This window comes from Cellvibrio sp. 25HG11W-0 (assembly GCF_057815475.1).
Genome location: NZ_CM174230.1, coordinates 3,933,911 through 3,950,487, shown reverse-complemented (window position 1 = coordinate 3,950,487; position 16,577 = coordinate 3,933,911). Strand labels below are relative to the sequence as shown.

Here is a 16,577-nt window from a genome sequence, read left to right as displayed (position 1 = left end):
GGCCTGTTACCCTTGGTAAATATTGCGACTTTTTTACGGGCTTGGCAAAACTTGTCTTGACACTTGCGCCAATATTGGCGACCATTCTGGTCATACCAATTAAATAAGCCCAGTTATTCTGGTCAATTCTCTCAAGCGGATGTGTATTTATGTCTAAAGCGCTAAAACTTCATGAGGACAGATTGTTCCCAGCGGATGAACAAACCCGCGCTATTGCTCGTCGTTTGTATCAGTCTGTTAAAAGTCTGCCTATTCTCAGTCCTCATGGCCACACGGATCCCTCTTGGTTTGCTGGCAATGAAAATTTCGGTAACCCTGCAGAATTGTTAATTCAGCCTGATCACTATGTCTTCCGTATGTTCTACAGCCAAGGTATTCCCTTGGAGTCGCTCGGTATCCCAACGAAAGACGGTACGCCCGTAGAAAAAGACCCGCGCAAAATTTGGCAAATATTTGCAGAAAACTTTTACCTATTTCGCGGTACTCCTTCGCGCATGTGGCTCGATCATGTGTTCAGCGAAGTGTTTGGTATTAAAGTGGCGCTCGATGGCAGCACCGCTAGCCACTACTACGATGTGATAGATGATGCGCTAAAAAGCGACGATTTTAAGCCACGCGCACTGTTTGATCGTTTCAATATCGAATTGCTGGCAACGACAGAGTCGCCACTGGACGAGCTGCGCCATCACCAAACAATTAAAGCCAGTGGCTGGGGTGGGCGAGTGATCACGGCCTATCGCCCTGATAATGTGCTCGACCCTAGCTTTGAAGGTTTTGGACGTAACCTTGAGCGCTTAGCGGCGCTAACCGGTGAGAATACCAGTAATTTTGCCGGCTACTTGGCGGCATTGCGCAATCGTCGTGCCTTCTTTAAAGAGATGGGCGCTACCTCTACAGACCATGGCCACCCTACCGCCACCACTGCTAACCTCAGTGTTGAAGATGCAACCGCGCTGTTTAACAAGGTGCTGTCTGGCAACTTTACTGATCAGGATGCCGAGACCTTCCGCGGCCAAATGTTGACCGAAATGGCGGCGATGAGTTGCGAAGATGGCTTGGTTATGCAAATTCACCCAGGTGCCTTCCGCAATCATAATGATATGTTGTTTAAACGCTGGGGCCGCGATAAGGGTGCCGATATCCCCTCGCAAACAGAATATGTGCGCGCCTTAAAGCCTATGCTGGATCGCTTCGGCAACCACTCGGAGCTGAGTATCATTTTGTTCACGCTGGATGAAACCAGCTACTCGCGCGAGTTGGCGCCTTTGGCGGGTCACTACCCTTGCTTGAAGTTGGGCCCATCTTGGTGGTTCCACGATAGCCCTGAAGGTATGCGTCGCTTCCGTCAACAGGTTACTGAAACCGCTGGTTTCTATAACACGGTTGGCTTTAACGACGACACCCGCGCGTTCCTGTCTATTCCTGCTCGTCATGATGTGGCGCGCCGTATGGATTGTGCATTCCTTGCAGAGTTGGTGCGCGACCACCGTATCGATGAAGATGAGGCGCAACAGTTGGCGGTAGATCTCGCCTATAATCTCGCCAAAAAGGCCTACAAGTTGTAATTTTATGAAGAGATTAAATTCAGAAACACAAGCGCTGCTACCTGCTGCAGTAGCGCGCCCAAGTTACGACCGCACGCAATTGAAAGCGGGGATCGTTCACTTAGGTACAGGTGCATTTCACCGCGCGCACCAAGCGGTTTACGTCGAGCGTGTAGTGGCCAAGTTTGGCGGTGACTGGGGCATCATTGGTAGCAGCCTGCGCAGTCGCGGTGTCGCCGACCAGATGAATCCGCAAGATGGTCTTTACACCGTCGTAGTGCGCGATACCGATCAAGAGTCCATGGCGTTAATCGGCTGCGTAAAAGAGGTGATTTTCGCCCCTGAACAGCCGCAGCTGTTAATTGATGTCATAGCCAATCGCGACATTAAAATTCTTACCTTGACCATTACGGAAAAGGGCTACTGTCACGATCCGGCGAGCGGTAATCTGTTTTTGAGTCACCCTGGTGTACAACAAGATTTGGCCGACCTCACCGCGCCCGTAACGGCCTTAGGTTATATGTGTGCTGGTTTGAAAGCGCGCTTCGAGCAGGGTAATGGCGCTATTACCTTGTTGAGCTGCGATAACTTGCCCAACAATGGCAAAGTACTTAAGAAGGTCTTGCTGCAGTTTGCCCAACAGGTTGATGCCACCTTGGCTGATTGGATAGCGAAAAACGTGAGTTTTCCCTGTTCGATGATCGATCGCATAGTGCCGGCCACTACCGATGCTGATAAAGCGCGCATCGAGGCGGTGCTCGGCCTGCGCGATGAGGCCATGGTAGTGACTGAGCCCTTCACGCAATGGGTGGTAGAAGATAACTTTGCTGCTGGTCGCCCTGCGTTTGAAGCGGTTGGTGTGCAAATGGTGGCGGATGTTACCGCCTATGAAGAGATTAAATTACGCTTCCTGAATGGCGCTCACTCCATGCTCGCCTATAGCGGCTATATGGCGGGGTTTGATTTCATTTATCAAGTCATGCAATCGGCACCCTTGGTGGCGGCTTTGGAGCGTTTTTGGCGCACAGAAGTAGAGCCAACAGTGGCGGCACCAGACGCGATGAATTTGGGTGATTATCAGCGTCAGCTCAGCGCGCGTTTTGCCAATGCCGCATTGGCACACAAGACCTATCAAATCGCGATGGATGGCTCACAAAAAATTCCACAGCGCTGGCTGAACACCTTGCGCGCGCAGTTGGCAAGTGGTGGTTCCATTACCTTGTTGAGCTTCGGCTTGGCGAACTGGATTCGCTATGTGGGTGGCGTGAACGAGCAGGGTGCGGCTATCACTGTACAGGACCCTATGGCAGCAGTATTGCGCGATGTTCATCAGCAACATGGCAGCTCCCATAGTGACTTGGTCGCTGCAATTCTGCGTTTGGAAGATATTTTTGGTGCGGACTTGGCTGCGAATACACGCCTAAGCTCGGCCTTGGTTGGGTGGCTGGATCAATTGCAGCGCTTGGGTACACTGGAGGCTTTACGGCAGGCCTTGGCTAAGTAGTTTTGTTGGTCTTTGCGATAGCTGTAAAGGCTAGTAATACTATGTGATCAAGCGTGTTATTGGTCACTTTGTATTGATTTAGCTTAATCGAAACCATAAAAAGGCCAGAATCACTTCTGGCCTTTTTATTAACTTTATATTTGTTTTTTTGTTGAGTCTTGGTTAGCGACCCAAAAACTGCAAGCGCGCACGATTGCTTGCGCTTTGTTTTTTGGCCTCTTCTACTGCTTGTGCTTCTGTAGCCTCCAGCAGTTGCTCTACCACGTAGGTCAGGTGGTCGCGCATCGCATTCTTGGCTTTTTCCGAATCACCTTCATGCAGCGCATTTAAGATGGCTTGGTGTGCATTGATGCGAATCTTGGCGCCTGACAGACGCACGCGGTTAACAATTTCAGCCGGTAGTGGCGAGCTGTTACGCAGCTTCCACAGGTGTTCAATCGTCGATTCTATGGCCGCATTTTTACAGGCTTTGGCAATAGTTAAATGAAAGCGGCGGTCGGCGCTCTCCTCGGGATCTTCACCTTCAGACTCCAGCACCATAGCGGATACGCTGTCCTCGAGTTCGGCAAGTTCTGCTGGCGTGATGTGGCGTGCGGCCAAGCCTGCGGCTTCTGCTTCAAACAAAATGCGCGCTTCCAATACCTCTAGGGCACCGACATCTTTTTCTGATGCTCTAACGCCATCGCCACGTCCAGTAATGTAAACGCCTGAACCACCTTTAACTTCTACATAGCCTGCAATTTCGAGTGCGATAACCGCTTCGCGCAGCGTGGGGCGGCTCACATTAAAGCGCTCTGCCAATTTCCGCTCGGCAGGTAGGCGTGTGCCTACAGGGTAATCACCACGGGTAATGGCATCGGCGAGCTGTTCGGCGACTTGTTGATAAAGACGACTATCGGAATTACTGCCATTGAGGTTCATGTGGTTTCCTTAAATAAGGTAAAAGAGTATTCAAAATAAACAGTTCTGTTAACAAAATAAGATAGTAGATTGTCCGATCAAATTCGGTCTTATAATCATTGTGGCGCTGATTGTACAGTATGGCGATTGATCAAAAAAGCCAGATTTTAAAATTTGGCCAGTCCATTGTTATTTTATTGGACAGGCCAATGGTTTAAGTGGGCTATAGAGCTGTGACTCCGGTTTCTTAAAAATAGTCATATTTGTATGCTTTTAAGGATAAGGGATTGGGAGCTTTACATTAATTAGCGGTTTTACCTGAGGGGGTGGGTGCCATCAGTGGGTAGAATGTAGACTATGATTCGATACAGAAATTGAGTTCAGTCTGTGTTATGGATAACTCAATAGATAGCTCACAATAACGATACTTAACCAGAGAGAGTATTTATGCCTCATTCTCATGTGTGTTCACGCCTATGGCGCGCTGCCAGCCAGTCATTAGCCTATATTGCCTTATCAAGCTTAATTGCCTGTGGAGGCGGAGGAGGTGGCTCTAAACCGCCTGCACCCAGCTCAACCCCCCCGGCTTCTGTCGCTGTGGCCTTAAGCTCAGTGCCTGCAAGCGTCGCAGCGGCTAGCTCGAAGCCTGCATCTTCCTCCACGGCATCTTCTGTTGCGGCGACGGCTGATAACTTGCTTGCGGCTGACATCTGGTCAAATGTGAACTTTTGGGGTGGTGATGGCGGTAGCGGCAGCGCTGTAGGTAGCTATACCAAAGTTGCCGTAGAAAACATGGGATTCAAAACGGCTGCGCGTATCGTGGTTACCAAACCTACGGGCGAACTATGGAATGGACAATTGCAGTTTCCCGTTGTAGGTAGCTTTGCTAATGGCGATGTAATTTTAGTGAAAGTCTGGTTTCGCAGTATTGAAAGCGCGGATGAGTCGGGTGCTGGCTTCACTACTTTATTTATGGAATCTGGCGAGCCTGATTACACTAAATTTGTAACGCGTGATCTCAATAGCACAGGTGATTGGCAAGAGTATTTTATTCCTTTGAAAGTAGCTGGCTATAAAGCGGGTGATCAAGTCGCCATTAAATTTGGCTTTGGCGCTGGCGCTAAACCGCAAACATTTGAAGTGGGTGGGCTTGAAGCGCTGAATTATCATCAGCAAGTTGCCCTAAGCGATCTGCCCAAAACGTTAGAGTCTTATCCGGGCCGCGAAGCTGATGCCCCTTGGCGAGCGCAGGCTGCCGCACGTATTGAACAGTACCGCAAAGGTGATTTTACACTTCACCTTAAAGATGCGACCAATAACCCTATTGCTGATGCCAAGGTTGAGGTGAAGTTCAAACGTCATGCTTATCAATTTGGTTCCGTTATCGTTAGTAATATTTTGATGGGAACCAGTGCTGACAGCATTAAATACGCTGATAAAGTACTCGAGTTATTTAACCAAAGCGGTACGGAAAATGATTTGAAATGGGCGCCTTGGATCGGTGAGTGGGGCGGTGTATATAATCAGCCAAACACGCTAAGTGCATTGCAGTGGTTAAAAGACCGCGACTTTTATTTGCGCGGTCATGTAATGGTGTGGCCTTCAAAAAGAAACTTGCCCAATCTTGTACAGCCTTATTTCTCTGCAGACAATCCCGCCGTTATTGACCCCGCTATAAAGCAAGTGGTGTTAGATCATATCGACGATGTTGGCAGCGCAACAGCGGGTGTGTTGGATGAGTGGGATGTGTTGAACGAACCTTACGACAATCACGATTTAATGGATGCGTTTGGCGATAGTATTATGGTCGATTGGTTTCAGCGCGCACGCAACAATCTTCCCAGCCAAAAGCTTTACATCAATGATTATTCGATCTTGTCTGGCGGAGGGCGTAACTTTGCGCATCAAGATCATTACAAAAAAACCATTAAATTCTTAATGGATAACAACGCCCCTGTCGATGGCATAGGCATGCAAAGCCATTTTGGTACTTCGCCAACAGATTTGGATACGGTGTATAAAATCTTAAATGACTTTACGGCGCTTTATCCCAACCTTGTTATTCGTTCAACAGAGTTTGATATCAATACGACTGACGAAGCCTTGCAGGCCGACTACACCCGCGATTTCCTTACGATGTTTTTCAGTCATCCCAATACGGTAGGTGTGCAGCTCTGGGGTTTTTGGGCGGGCGCACATTGGACGCCTGATGCTTCTATGTACACCAAAGACTGGCGTGAAAAGCCTAATGCGGTTGCATGGAAAAAACTGATCAAGGAAACGTGGTGGAATAACTTTGAAGGTGTGAGTGATAGCAGTGGCAGCTATAGCAATCGTGGATTTTATGGTCGTTATGAGGTTACCGTCACCCAGGGTAATAAGACCCACTCATATACTATTGATTTGAAAAAAGCGGGTGTAGCTGAGTTTGATATAGTGGTGCCTGCCGAATAAAAGATTGCTGATTTTATTCTTTAGATGGCAAAAATAATGCCCAATAACAAGCCTGCATTTTGCACAAATCTGTTTATTTAAGGATCCCGTGCGCAGGTGAGTAGTCTGAGAATCCGATACAACCCTGCGTTGTGTCGGATTTTTTTATCAGACTAAAACTTGGTTGGGTTTGACCTTAGAGTATTAGCCCTTCAGTGATTACTCCGAATACCTTCCTTGCGACTAGATTAAATATTTACTCACATTCAAAAGCCAAAACAATATTCATCAGCGCGGGCTATCTGCGAGCAAGGTGCGTTGCTGGGTGATTGGTTAAGTGTTTTTTACAGAATATAAAAACTTTTTCTGAAAACTCTGCCAATGAGGTCTCGCTGGGTAAAGGTGCAGGGGTAGAAAGAGTCTGTGGGTGCAATTTAATTTAGAGAGCGGCTTAATTTAGAGAGAGGCTTAATTTAGAGAGAGGCTAGTGAGTCAGCAGTGACAGCTAGCGCTGTGCTATAAGTGCTCGGTAATGTACCGGTACTATTTATATAAAGCCGCCCGAAGTCTTCACGACCTCGGGCGGTTGGAATTTTCAACGTCTGCGTTCCGATCAATTACAATACTGCTCTCTTGGGTGAGCAGTATTGCGCCGGTGCGGCGTTAAAATTGGTTTTTACTCAACCTTATTAGGGTAATTTGAAAACCACCTTCACGGATGTATCTACAGATGATGCATCGACATACCCAATCATGTTGGGATTAGCCGCAACCAACGCCTTAATGGCAGCGTCATCACCCACATCTTTCGGTGGGGTTCCTTTGCCGGTAAACACCAGTTGTGACCAATAGGCCTTGTATTGACTAGAGTTTTTCTTACAAACACCTTCGTTGAATTTATCGCGAACGCTAGAGCCTTCATTTTGATTCAGCGGTACAGCCTGACCACCCGATGGAAAGCTTTTGGTTTTGCCCAAAAACAAGCGCGCTATATCATCTTCCGATAAGCTGGTAATCGTGGATGAGGGGTGAACGATAACGGCAACTTCTGCAAAGCAGATGCTTGATAAACCGAGCACAAGGCCAGCTGCCAATGATTTGAATACAGTTTTCATAGTAGCAACTCCCTTAAAACACGGCTTGTACGGCGACGGAAAGTACTTTCTGCTCACCCTTTACGTCATCAACATCATCAACTTGCAATTTAAGTGCAGTACCCGAACTCATGTCCCAACGCATACCGAGGCTCAACACTTCACGATCTACATCGCGTGCTTGAGCAGCAGCATTTAAGCCATCAATTAATGGTTGTGTTTGCGTTGACTGTGGAATATCACTGGTCAGGTTGGCAATTTCGTCATCGGCTTTGGAGCCGGTGACATGGAACAGGAAGTCACCCAAGCGAACTCCTACCATCACATAATCGCGTACGTTTTTAGCAAGTAGGGAATCTTTCACGTCGAACTCAATGTGTTCGGCGGCCGCGACAAAGAGACCGTTGTCGATATTAATACCCAATTGTGCAAAGGTTGCTTTGTCGTCATCCACCACAATTGAGGGGGTGAGTGAGGCAAAGGGCCCAGCCGCTACTTGGCTAACCAAGCCTTCAAGCAATGGATTGAATATATCGACGGTCAAGTCCACTTGGTGATAAGCGGCGCGTAAGTTCCACCAGTCTTTACCGAGCGTAGCCGCAATGCCCATCTGATTGCGCAGACTGGCGTACCCTTGGGTGCCGTCTTCAAACTTAAAGTCAGAATCGAAACTACCGTAATAAACTTGGAGGCTGGTATCAAAACTACCGAGAGCTGCGGTTAGGTAGTAATCCAAACCATCAACGTTGTTGAAGGGCAAATAATAGACTTCGTTTGGTGCGCTAATCCAGGGGTAGGAATAGCCAACGTCAAGAGAGTCGGAGTAGGTATAAAGTGGCGTGCGCAAACGGCCGGCACGTACCTTACCGTCATCTGATGCCTGCCAGGTGAGGTAGGCCCATTCGGCGGTGACTCCGTAATCTTTTTCACTGCGCGCAATTAGCTGTGCTGTCGCCGTCACTTTTTCATTGACCTGACTGGTGATCTGCAGGCCCAATAAGTTGCGGTCAAAGGTTAAATTCTCTTCATCGAAACCACGGTAGCTAACGCTATTTTCATCATCGATCATGCCTCCACCGACGGATAAAAAGCCCGAAATATTGACATCCGCAGCTTGCGTTAGCGGTGCAAGCATTACGCTCGCAATTGCCAACGCAATGCCACGCTTTTTGTGTACATTGTTCATTAAACTCATTTATAACCTCTCCTAAAGTTAGCCATAATTTTCCACAATAGACCGTACATAACTTCAATTAACCCAGCCTCAATAAGTATGTGTTCTAGGTTAGTTTTTGAATTTCTGTGTGGTACTTGTTGATCACTATTAGCTTTGCATTACTTTTTAGTTGCGCGTATGTCGTCCAGCATTTTTTGTGCTTTGACATTATCTTGAGCCGCGGCTTTTTGCAGCCAGCTCTCTGCGGCTGCAGAATCTTTTTTGGCGCCTTTGCCCGTGAAATACATGTACCCAACAATTAATTGTGCTTCGTCGTACCCTTGATTTGCGGCTTTTAAATACCATTCAAATGCTAACGCTGAATCCTTGGGCATACCCATGCCTTGGTCGTACATATAACCCAGCATGAATTGCGCATTGCGATTGCCGGCTTGCGCAACCTCATTGAAAAGGGAAAAGGCAAGTGGGTAATTCTGTGCCAATAACTGCCCATCCATATAGAAATAGGCAAGGGCATATTTGGCATCTAGGTGTCCGGCATCAGCTGCTACTCGGTACCAGCGCAGAGCTGCATCCACGTCTTGGGTGGCGTCACTACCTTGATAAAAAATAGTGGCAAGCTGGTATTGAGCATCCATATTTCCTTGAGCGGCAGCGGCCTCAAACCATTTCAAGGCCTTGGTAATATCCTTTTCAGTTTGTTCACCCTTGTAATAGAGCATACCTAAGAGATATTGCGCCTCTACGGAATCTTTTTCGGCTGCTTTGTTGAGCCAGTTCATTGCAGCGCTTACGTCTGGCGAGCCGTCTTCTCCCTCGAGGTATATTTTACCCAGTTGCAAACTGGAGTCTGCGTAACCTTGTATAGCTGATTTTTTGAACCAGGCAATTGCACGGCCGATATCTTGAGGCATGCCTAAACCATCTTTTTGCATGAGCCCCAAGTAGTATCGAGCTTCCGCATTGCCGACCTGAGCTAGTTGGCGAAACTCGACTAAAGCGAGATCGTATTTTTGCTTTTTAAACGCTTTAATACCTTCGTTTAAAGTGGCAAAGGCAGTTGTGCTAAGCCAACAGCCGGTAAGGAATAGAAACCATTTCATGTGCAAACTTCCATAAAGCGTGGTGGTTTTACATGGCGCTAACAAATACCGCCTTTTTAATAACTAAAAATTTAATGTTAACAATGTTCCACGCAAATTCGACCCATCAGCAATATTAGCCTTGGGAAGTCAAAGTCTAGTCGTGGAATTATTATTAGAATGAAGGTGGAAAAGGGGGCTAGCTGAAGGTAGTAACAAACAGGTTTTGTATATACAAATTCCTAATATCTAGGATCAACTTTATCATGATAGGGAATGAAAAAGAATATTTGCGTGCCAAATATGTGCATGGGGACACATTTTGACTGATTTTTACCCTGCATCAATGACTTGCGTAGCGATCTGGAGATCTGCGTATTTCCGGCTCGCGCCTGATGGTGTGCGCGGGAAGGTCACTCTTTAACGTCGGGTTATTGTGCTTTTACCAAGTATTGACCATTTAATAGCATCTGTGTGTCTAAGCGGCCAATGCTATGGGATGGATAGACCTCCGTGATATAAACTCGCGCGTCGCGCTTGATCATGCGCGTGTCATATTGTTGGTATTCACCGGTTAAGGGTTGGTAAACCAGCTGATACAAATCCATGGCATCCCCAGTACGCACACCGCTGTTGGTGCCACTTTGCAAAACTACTTGCTGCTGGCCTGGGCGCGAATCGACCCGCGCTAAATAAGGCTGGCAATGCAATGTATCAGCCAGTTCATCACTCGCTTTGGCCACTAAAGCTTGTACGTGCCTACCGTAGTCAGTGCTCCAAAACTCGGGTGAGCCAAAGCCCATAGTGGATTGACGTGGTGCTTGCCACTTGCCCGATGTTTGGTATTGATTGTTGAAAACAAGCTGCCCTGTAATGCCGTCGCGTACCTGCAAGTTAAAGCGGAATACTCTATTGCGCTTATCGAATCGCGTGCTGACATTTAGTAAATTGTGTGTTCCGTTCATGAATTTTGTATAGGCCCCTGGTCTCTCAACTGACGATGGGGTAACTAGTGACATATCATCTATTTCGCCGCTGACTATGTACTGCACACGATTTTGACGCGCCAGTGCGAGCGCTTGAGCGGCTGTGGCGAGTTCGCTGCGCTCATTGGTATTGGCAAACGTGTCCTGCATGTAGACAGGGGTAATCATGCCGTGGCGATTTTTTAAATTGGCGCCAATTAATAAGGGTAAATGTTGTTCGACTTGCTGGAGGGCACCTAGCTTGCTAGACGCTAGTGACATGCGCGGAAAGCTAACAAATGCCATAGATTTTTTATAGCTATTGGTGAAGGGCTCTGGGCACAGGGACTGGTTTAGGTTTACCAATCCGGAGCTGGGTACTACGTTGTAATCTTGAGGTTCGCCTTGGTCTTTGATTGTGGTACTTGCGAGCGAATTGCTCGGCACTTGGGTTGTAATGGCTGCGCCAGTTTGATTGCCTGACAGCCCCGGCACCTGATTTAAGTCAGACATTTTGCTGACTTCAGACAATAAAAACCCTAAATCCGTTTCTAGTTTGGCCAGGCGTTCAATGCTGGGTTTTGCTTCGTGCCACTCTTCTACATACTGGCGAATGGTGCTGTCATTCAAATCAATTTTTTCACCGCTGCTAGTTTTAATGGGTTTGGGGCTGCCGGGATGAAAAAAACTATTACAGCCTGATGCGGCAAAAATTGTTACACACAGCAGCGAGAGTAGCGGCAACTTTTTGCCGATACAGAGGATTTTCTTTTGACATGAATTATTGATTAGCATTGCGGTTAAGTCCGTATTGCTCCGCGTTGGCATGCCGTGCTTAAGCGGAGTAAATATCAATATAAAATGTTAGCGCTCATGCATTGAGCTTATCTTGGGTCAATATAGGTAACTAAGCAGATATCGCGCCAAGCGCACAGCTGTATTTTTTAGTTGGTCAATTGTGCAAAGTTTGAACCCGTGTAGTTCACGACTAAACAGGTTACACCGGCGGCTTTTAAATCGGCGCACTTGGTGCTGGCTTCTGTTTGAGTATTAAAGGCGCCGAGTTTTAGACGGTAGTAGTCAGTGTTGTGCACATTGGTTTTTTGAAAGTTGGGCGTTAAGTCTGCCAGTACATTTGGATATTTCTTCACAAGGCCTTGCCATATATTGGGAAGTTGGCGAATGTCGGTAATGGCGGCGACTTGTAAGGCGAAGTTTGCGGCTGTTTGCACTACCTCTGGCGCTGTCGGCGTAATTTCTGGCGCAGTTTGTACAACGTCTGACACCGCTTTACGCGCTGTTGTCTCAACCACAGAAGGTTGTGTTTCTATGCTCGGTTGGGCTGTAGGTGTAGCCGCAACAAAAGGTTTTATTGCCACGGCAGGTGCTCGCGCTGGCTCAGGAAATGTGCTGACGACTTGCCTGTTGCTTTGACTTTCATCAAGGCTTGCAGAAAGCTGTTCGAGTTGCCCCATCAATAGATTTAATTCTTCCTCGATCGCGAGTAGTCGTTTTAAGCCGGGTTTTAAGGTTTGCCACTCATCAAGTAATTGATCGTATTGTTGTTGCTTACTAGCGTAATTTTCTAGCTCGACAGCGCTGGGTTGCGTGTGCTGCGCGCGTTGAGTCGTCGACTCGCAGGCGCTTAGACAGCAAAGTGCACTGAGTAATAGCAGCAGAGAAAAAACGTGACTTATTGAGTTATTCATCGTGGTTTGCTCGCTTTGTTAGTATTTGAAATCGTGATATTGCACGTCGCAATAGATATCGCTAGTGCTCAGGGATGAGCAGGCATTAAGTGCGTTAACTTCTGATTTTTTACCAGTGACAGGATTGCCTTCAAAATAGGCAAGGCCGAGAATGTAACCAGCTTTTTCTGGTAATTTAATATAGAAAGGTTTTTGAATAAAACTATTTCCTAATTTATTGCGCAAAATTTGGTAATAAAGTTTTAGCATGTTAGCCGACTCAAATTTACCCGCACTAGCGACATAGCCGTGAGCTTCATCAAGTGGATGCAATATAAAATCTATGCCGGCAATTACATCGCCGTTGGATGAGAAGTCCAATTGTTTTTCGCTGGTTTTTAACCCGCGACGGTCGGTGTAAGATTCATCAACTTTGAGTTGATAGGGGCCTGGTTTTATCTTGGTGAAAAGATAGTAGCCATCAAATTCTGAGCGAGTGGTGGCGACAACTGCACTCTCTTTGTCAACGAGATTTAGCATTATGTAAGGCGCTGGTGCGCTTTCGCCTGAAGTGTCTTGCAGATAAATAATGCCCTCTAGCTCCCCAGATTTCACAACAGGTATTTCTACTTGATCCACAAATCCTTTGCGCGCTTTAATCGCGACGCCTTTATTGGCGGTAATCATAAAAGGGCCGTCAAGAGTTGCTTCATCCACTACAATATCGGTTGTGGTGTTGTTATAGAGTGAGCTTAAAACGGCTACGCCCGCAGCATTGGTTTTTTCTTGGCGATAAGCTTGTACTGCTTGTACGGTGGCATTCTCCATGGGGGGTTCATTTTCATCAAATGTACCATTCATGTTCAAATCTTCGAAAACGCGTACAGCAACGGCACCTGACTGCGACATAGGGCGGCCAGAGGTAAATATACTGCGCTCCATAGGTTCATAGCCGAGGCTAAAGCGTAGCGTTAGGCCTGCAGACCATGAACCGTCTTCGCTATAGCCTGCATTCGTTGATAAATAAAAGGCATCTTTACTCCAGTTCAATCCGAGGTTAACTTGGTATAGATCTGTTAGTTTGAAGTAAGAGTATTTTATTTCTGAGTTGAAGTTATTTGACCAGCTGTAATTGAGTGCACTGCCATAGCCAGATATCTCTTTGGTTGGGTCAAGGGTGTAGTTGCTAAACAAGCGCGTACTCAAGCGACCAAAGTTCTTTCTGTACTGTAAGGCGCCTGATACTTCTTCATCGGATATAGGTGTATCTAACGTTAATAGTCCATCCTTAGGGCCGCCTTTTTGCCAGATGATATTGTTGGTGATATAACCAAATCGGCCGCCTAGACCTATTGAGTTTTGGAAATATTCGGTATTGGTATTGTCGCTGTTTTCAGTTCGGCTCCATGCATTTTGAAAACCCAGAGGTAGTTTGCTGTGCGAAAATAGTTGGCCGCTCATGCTCGCATTAAGTTGATCAATGTAGCGTTTGTCGCCCGCAAAATTTTGTGGATTTTCGCTGCGGCGCGCGTCAAGGCTATAACTTGTATTGAATAGTCGTGTTCTATAACTCAAACCAAAACTTTTCAGTTCGTCTTGATTTTGTAAAAAGCTGGCGCTTAATAATCCGGCCTTGCCTAAGTTGGCATTAGCACCAACTGAGATGAAGTCTTGGCTGTCGCCTAGCTCTGGAGTGAATGATGTGGCGCCAGCAGTAAGTGCGAGCCAATCGGTCACGCCATAATCCAGAATGCTGCTTGCTAGAATACCTTTTTGAGTGAGGTCCTCTGTAAATTGAGTTGCTCCAAAAACCGACTCACCGACTTCAACTAAGGAGAAGCGATACATGCCTTCTCCAGCCGAAACGGTATTGCTATTGACCACATAAGATTCTTTTTTACTTTCTATTTGACCTTGTGGGCCGTAGAGCATCAATTCGAAATCATTGTTGCCGTATTCCAAAGGAATATCGTTGAAGTCATAACGGCCCTCTGTGATTCCTAGCCGTTGATCGATAAGTAATCCATTGCGGTAAAGCTCAATATCCCAGCCCTCTTGAATCGGGCCACTAATGTTAACCCTGCGATTGTCTCCGAGTTGATTAATCGGAGTATTAGCGAGTTTAAAGCCACGGCCTAAGCCTTGCGTACTACCTATGCCTCCATTAAAAGGCACGACATCGCCAAGTGCATATTCAGTAGCACCGAGTGGGCCGAGTAAGTTTGCGTTTTCTGATTGGCGGGAGAAGGTAAGCCAAGCTGTATCAAGTGCTTTGTTGTCATTGCCGCTTATAAAAAGTTCTGAATTCAGGTAGGCCAGATCATGATTGGCGAGTATGGAATAATTTGAAAATTTCTGTGAATAGAACTTATCACCAATATTCGCTGTATTACTGTTAGGTGGAGTTAACCATTCACTTTGTGAGGTGGAGGCTTGGATGTCTAGCATGGGCGGGGAGAAAGCTCTGTAGTTGGCATCTTGCAATGGCATCACAGATTTGCTGTTCAAGTTCTTGGTGATTTTCCCTTTGTTATTACGCGCGAGGCGCTGCTCTACGGGAAGTTTATTTTTAGAGCTAATGTGAATGCTTAGTTGTTCCTCATTAAGTTCATAGCTTAAATCGAGCCACTGAGCAAGGTCATCTAATTCAACATAAAAATCATCATCTAGTCGATAGCGTTGGGCAGCGATTTTATAATGTTGATTATTTGCCAATATTTGTAGTTGCCCGTCTGCTTCCTTTTTTAAGGTAAAGCGATTTTTTTCGTTTAGATACCAGCCTTCTGCCGAGTTGTTATCAAGATTGACATAAATTGGGAGTTCTATGATTTGCATAAACTCGCCCAGCCCTACTTGTAAGCCGCCGGAGGTCTTTGTTGCAAAAATGCTGGTCAACTCTAGGCCATTTAGTGAGACGCTCATGATGAGTTCTTCACCAGTCATGAAGCGACTATCGGAGAGGTTGTCTATTGTATTGGCCGTAAAACTATTGACGGAGTTGGTCGTGGTGTCAGAAAAAGCACCCGATGAGGCGTCAACATTATGGCTATTTGTATTTTGTGGGGAGAGAGTTGATATCTGATTTTGCGCAGCAAGTTTAGCTTGCTGCGCATCATATTCTGCATATTTTTTGTGAATACGTTTAAATATGGTTTGTAGATTATTGTTCGCTTCAATGAGCTTTGGGTCTGCAGCGTTACAGGGTACAGGGGAAATAACAGTTAAAAAACAGGCAGTTATGGCTATCTCTTTAAGGTTGATAGAAATTTCATAAGCTGTTTTTTTTGTCATTAGTCCATGCTCATAAGGTCATTTAATCATGCTCCTATTGATGCGAATGGTATTGTCGAAGAATACTTTACCGCGGAAATCCTTGGTGCCTTCATAAACAATACGGAGCTTTCCATCAGTTTTTGCAAAGCCTGTGCCAACCCAGGTTAACTTGGTTTGGGTATTATTTAATTCAGGCCAAAAGTTGAAGTCCCCTGACTTGCCTATAACTTGTTCTTTACCGCCATCGGGTGTCCAGTACGCGTCTATATTTCCAATTACAGAGTTGGCCCCGCTGCGGGTCATGTTTACCGTTACTGACCCTTCATTTTTATTAGAATCAAAACCTATAACTGCATCTTTTAGGGCGACTTGGTAATCTATTGTTCCTTGTTGTACAACAACAGGAATGGCAAAGTTAAGCAGGATATTAACTTTAGTTGCCTGATCCTGATTCGTTTTTTCTAAGGTAAGAGGGCCCATTGGGGGTAAGGCCTTAAAAAGTAAATGAGATCGGTATTCGCCTGTCGCTAGGCCTTGTGGGCGTCTGATTGCCATTTTAATTGTTTGTCTTTCTCCCGCTTTTAGCGTTACTTGTTTAGGAGAGTAACGAATCATGGCGCTGGCCACAGGAAAAGCTGCGGCTGCTTCAGGTGTTAAATCTTCGTAACCTCCTACACTTTTGGCTTTTTTTTCCATCCAACCAATACGATAAGTGTTGGTAGTTTTGGAAATATTTATGAGAGTTACATCTGTCGTGCGATCTGTGGGGCTGAAGACGATTCGAGTTGGATTGATTAAGAGATTGGCTGACGCTGGTAAAGCCAGTGATAGGTACATGACTCCCATTAATATTAATTTTGTTAAGTTGCTTTGCATCTAGTAATTCCTTAAGTGGTTGGAGATCTGCGAATGGGACG

11 protein-coding genes are annotated in these 16,577 nt (G+C 46.3%); 3 read left to right on the top strand and 8 right to left on the bottom strand.

Annotated elements, in window-relative coordinates:
• The first annotated feature begins 149 nt into the window (after positions 1-149).
• Together uxaC and AC0KUT_RS16520 are read left to right on the top strand one after the other, a co-directional pair.
• Positions 150-1,565 (top strand): glucuronate isomerase, encoded by a 1,416-nt coding sequence (uxaC, locus tag AC0KUT_RS16525; protein WP_488831495.1) that lies wholly within the window; start codon positions 150-152, stop codon positions 1,563-1,565.
• A gap of 4 nt (positions 1,566-1,569) precedes the next feature.
• A complete protein-coding gene (locus AC0KUT_RS16520; protein WP_488831494.1) occupies positions 1,570-3,048 on the top strand; it encodes a mannitol dehydrogenase family protein in 1,479 nt (492 codons plus the stop codon).
• Between the two features lie 162 nt (positions 3,049-3,210).
• Here the strand turns inward: AC0KUT_RS16520 and AC0KUT_RS16515 are convergent, their stop codons facing one another.
• On the bottom strand, positions 3,211-3,969 hold the full coding sequence (locus AC0KUT_RS16515) for a FadR/GntR family transcriptional regulator (RefSeq protein ID WP_488831493.1): 759 nt from the start codon (positions 3,967-3,969) through the stop codon (positions 3,211-3,213).
• Positions 3,970-4,395: 426 nt separating this feature from the next.
• Between AC0KUT_RS16515 and AC0KUT_RS16510 the strand changes: the two genes are divergently transcribed.
• Positions 4,396-6,402, top strand: a complete 2,007-nt coding sequence (locus AC0KUT_RS16510) for an endo-1,4-beta-xylanase (protein ID WP_488831492.1) — start codon at positions 4,396-4,398, stop codon at positions 6,400-6,402.
• Between the two features lie 668 nt (positions 6,403-7,070).
• Here AC0KUT_RS16510 and AC0KUT_RS16505 read toward each other — a convergent pair.
• From AC0KUT_RS16505 to AC0KUT_RS16475, 7 genes are all read right to left on the bottom strand, one after another.
• Positions 7,071-7,496 (bottom strand): type 2 periplasmic-binding domain-containing protein, encoded by a 426-nt coding sequence (locus AC0KUT_RS16505; protein ID WP_488831491.1) that lies wholly within the window; start codon positions 7,494-7,496, stop codon positions 7,071-7,073.
• Positions 7,497-7,509: 13 nt separating this feature from the next.
• Entirely contained in the window at positions 7,510-8,670 is a 1,161-nt protein-coding gene (locus AC0KUT_RS16500; RefSeq protein ID WP_488831490.1) for a DNA topoisomerase IV, read from the bottom strand.
• A gap of 140 nt (positions 8,671-8,810) precedes the next feature.
• Positions 8,811-9,755, bottom strand: coding sequence for a tetratricopeptide repeat protein (locus AC0KUT_RS16495; RefSeq protein ID WP_488831488.1), 945 nt, complete (start codon positions 9,753-9,755; stop codon positions 8,811-8,813).
• Between the two features lie 410 nt (positions 9,756-10,165).
• Entirely contained in the window at positions 10,166-11,494 is a 1,329-nt protein-coding gene (locus AC0KUT_RS16490) for a flagella assembly protein FlgT middle domain-containing protein (RefSeq protein ID WP_488831487.1), read from the bottom strand.
• Positions 11,495-11,643: 149 nt separating this feature from the next.
• Complete coding sequence (locus AC0KUT_RS16485) at positions 11,644-12,408, bottom strand: SPOR domain-containing protein (RefSeq protein WP_488831485.1); 765 nt, start codon at positions 12,406-12,408, stop codon at positions 11,644-11,646.
• An 18-nt stretch (positions 12,409-12,426) separates the two neighbouring features.
• On the bottom strand, positions 12,427-15,678 hold the full coding sequence (locus AC0KUT_RS16480; RefSeq protein WP_488831484.1) for a hypothetical protein: 3,252 nt from the start codon (positions 15,676-15,678) through the stop codon (positions 12,427-12,429).
• Between the two features lie 18 nt (positions 15,679-15,696).
• A complete protein-coding gene (locus AC0KUT_RS16475) occupies positions 15,697-16,536 on the bottom strand; it encodes a fimbrial biogenesis chaperone (RefSeq protein WP_488831482.1) in 840 nt (279 codons plus the stop codon).
• Between the last annotated feature and the right edge of the window lie 41 nt (positions 16,537-16,577).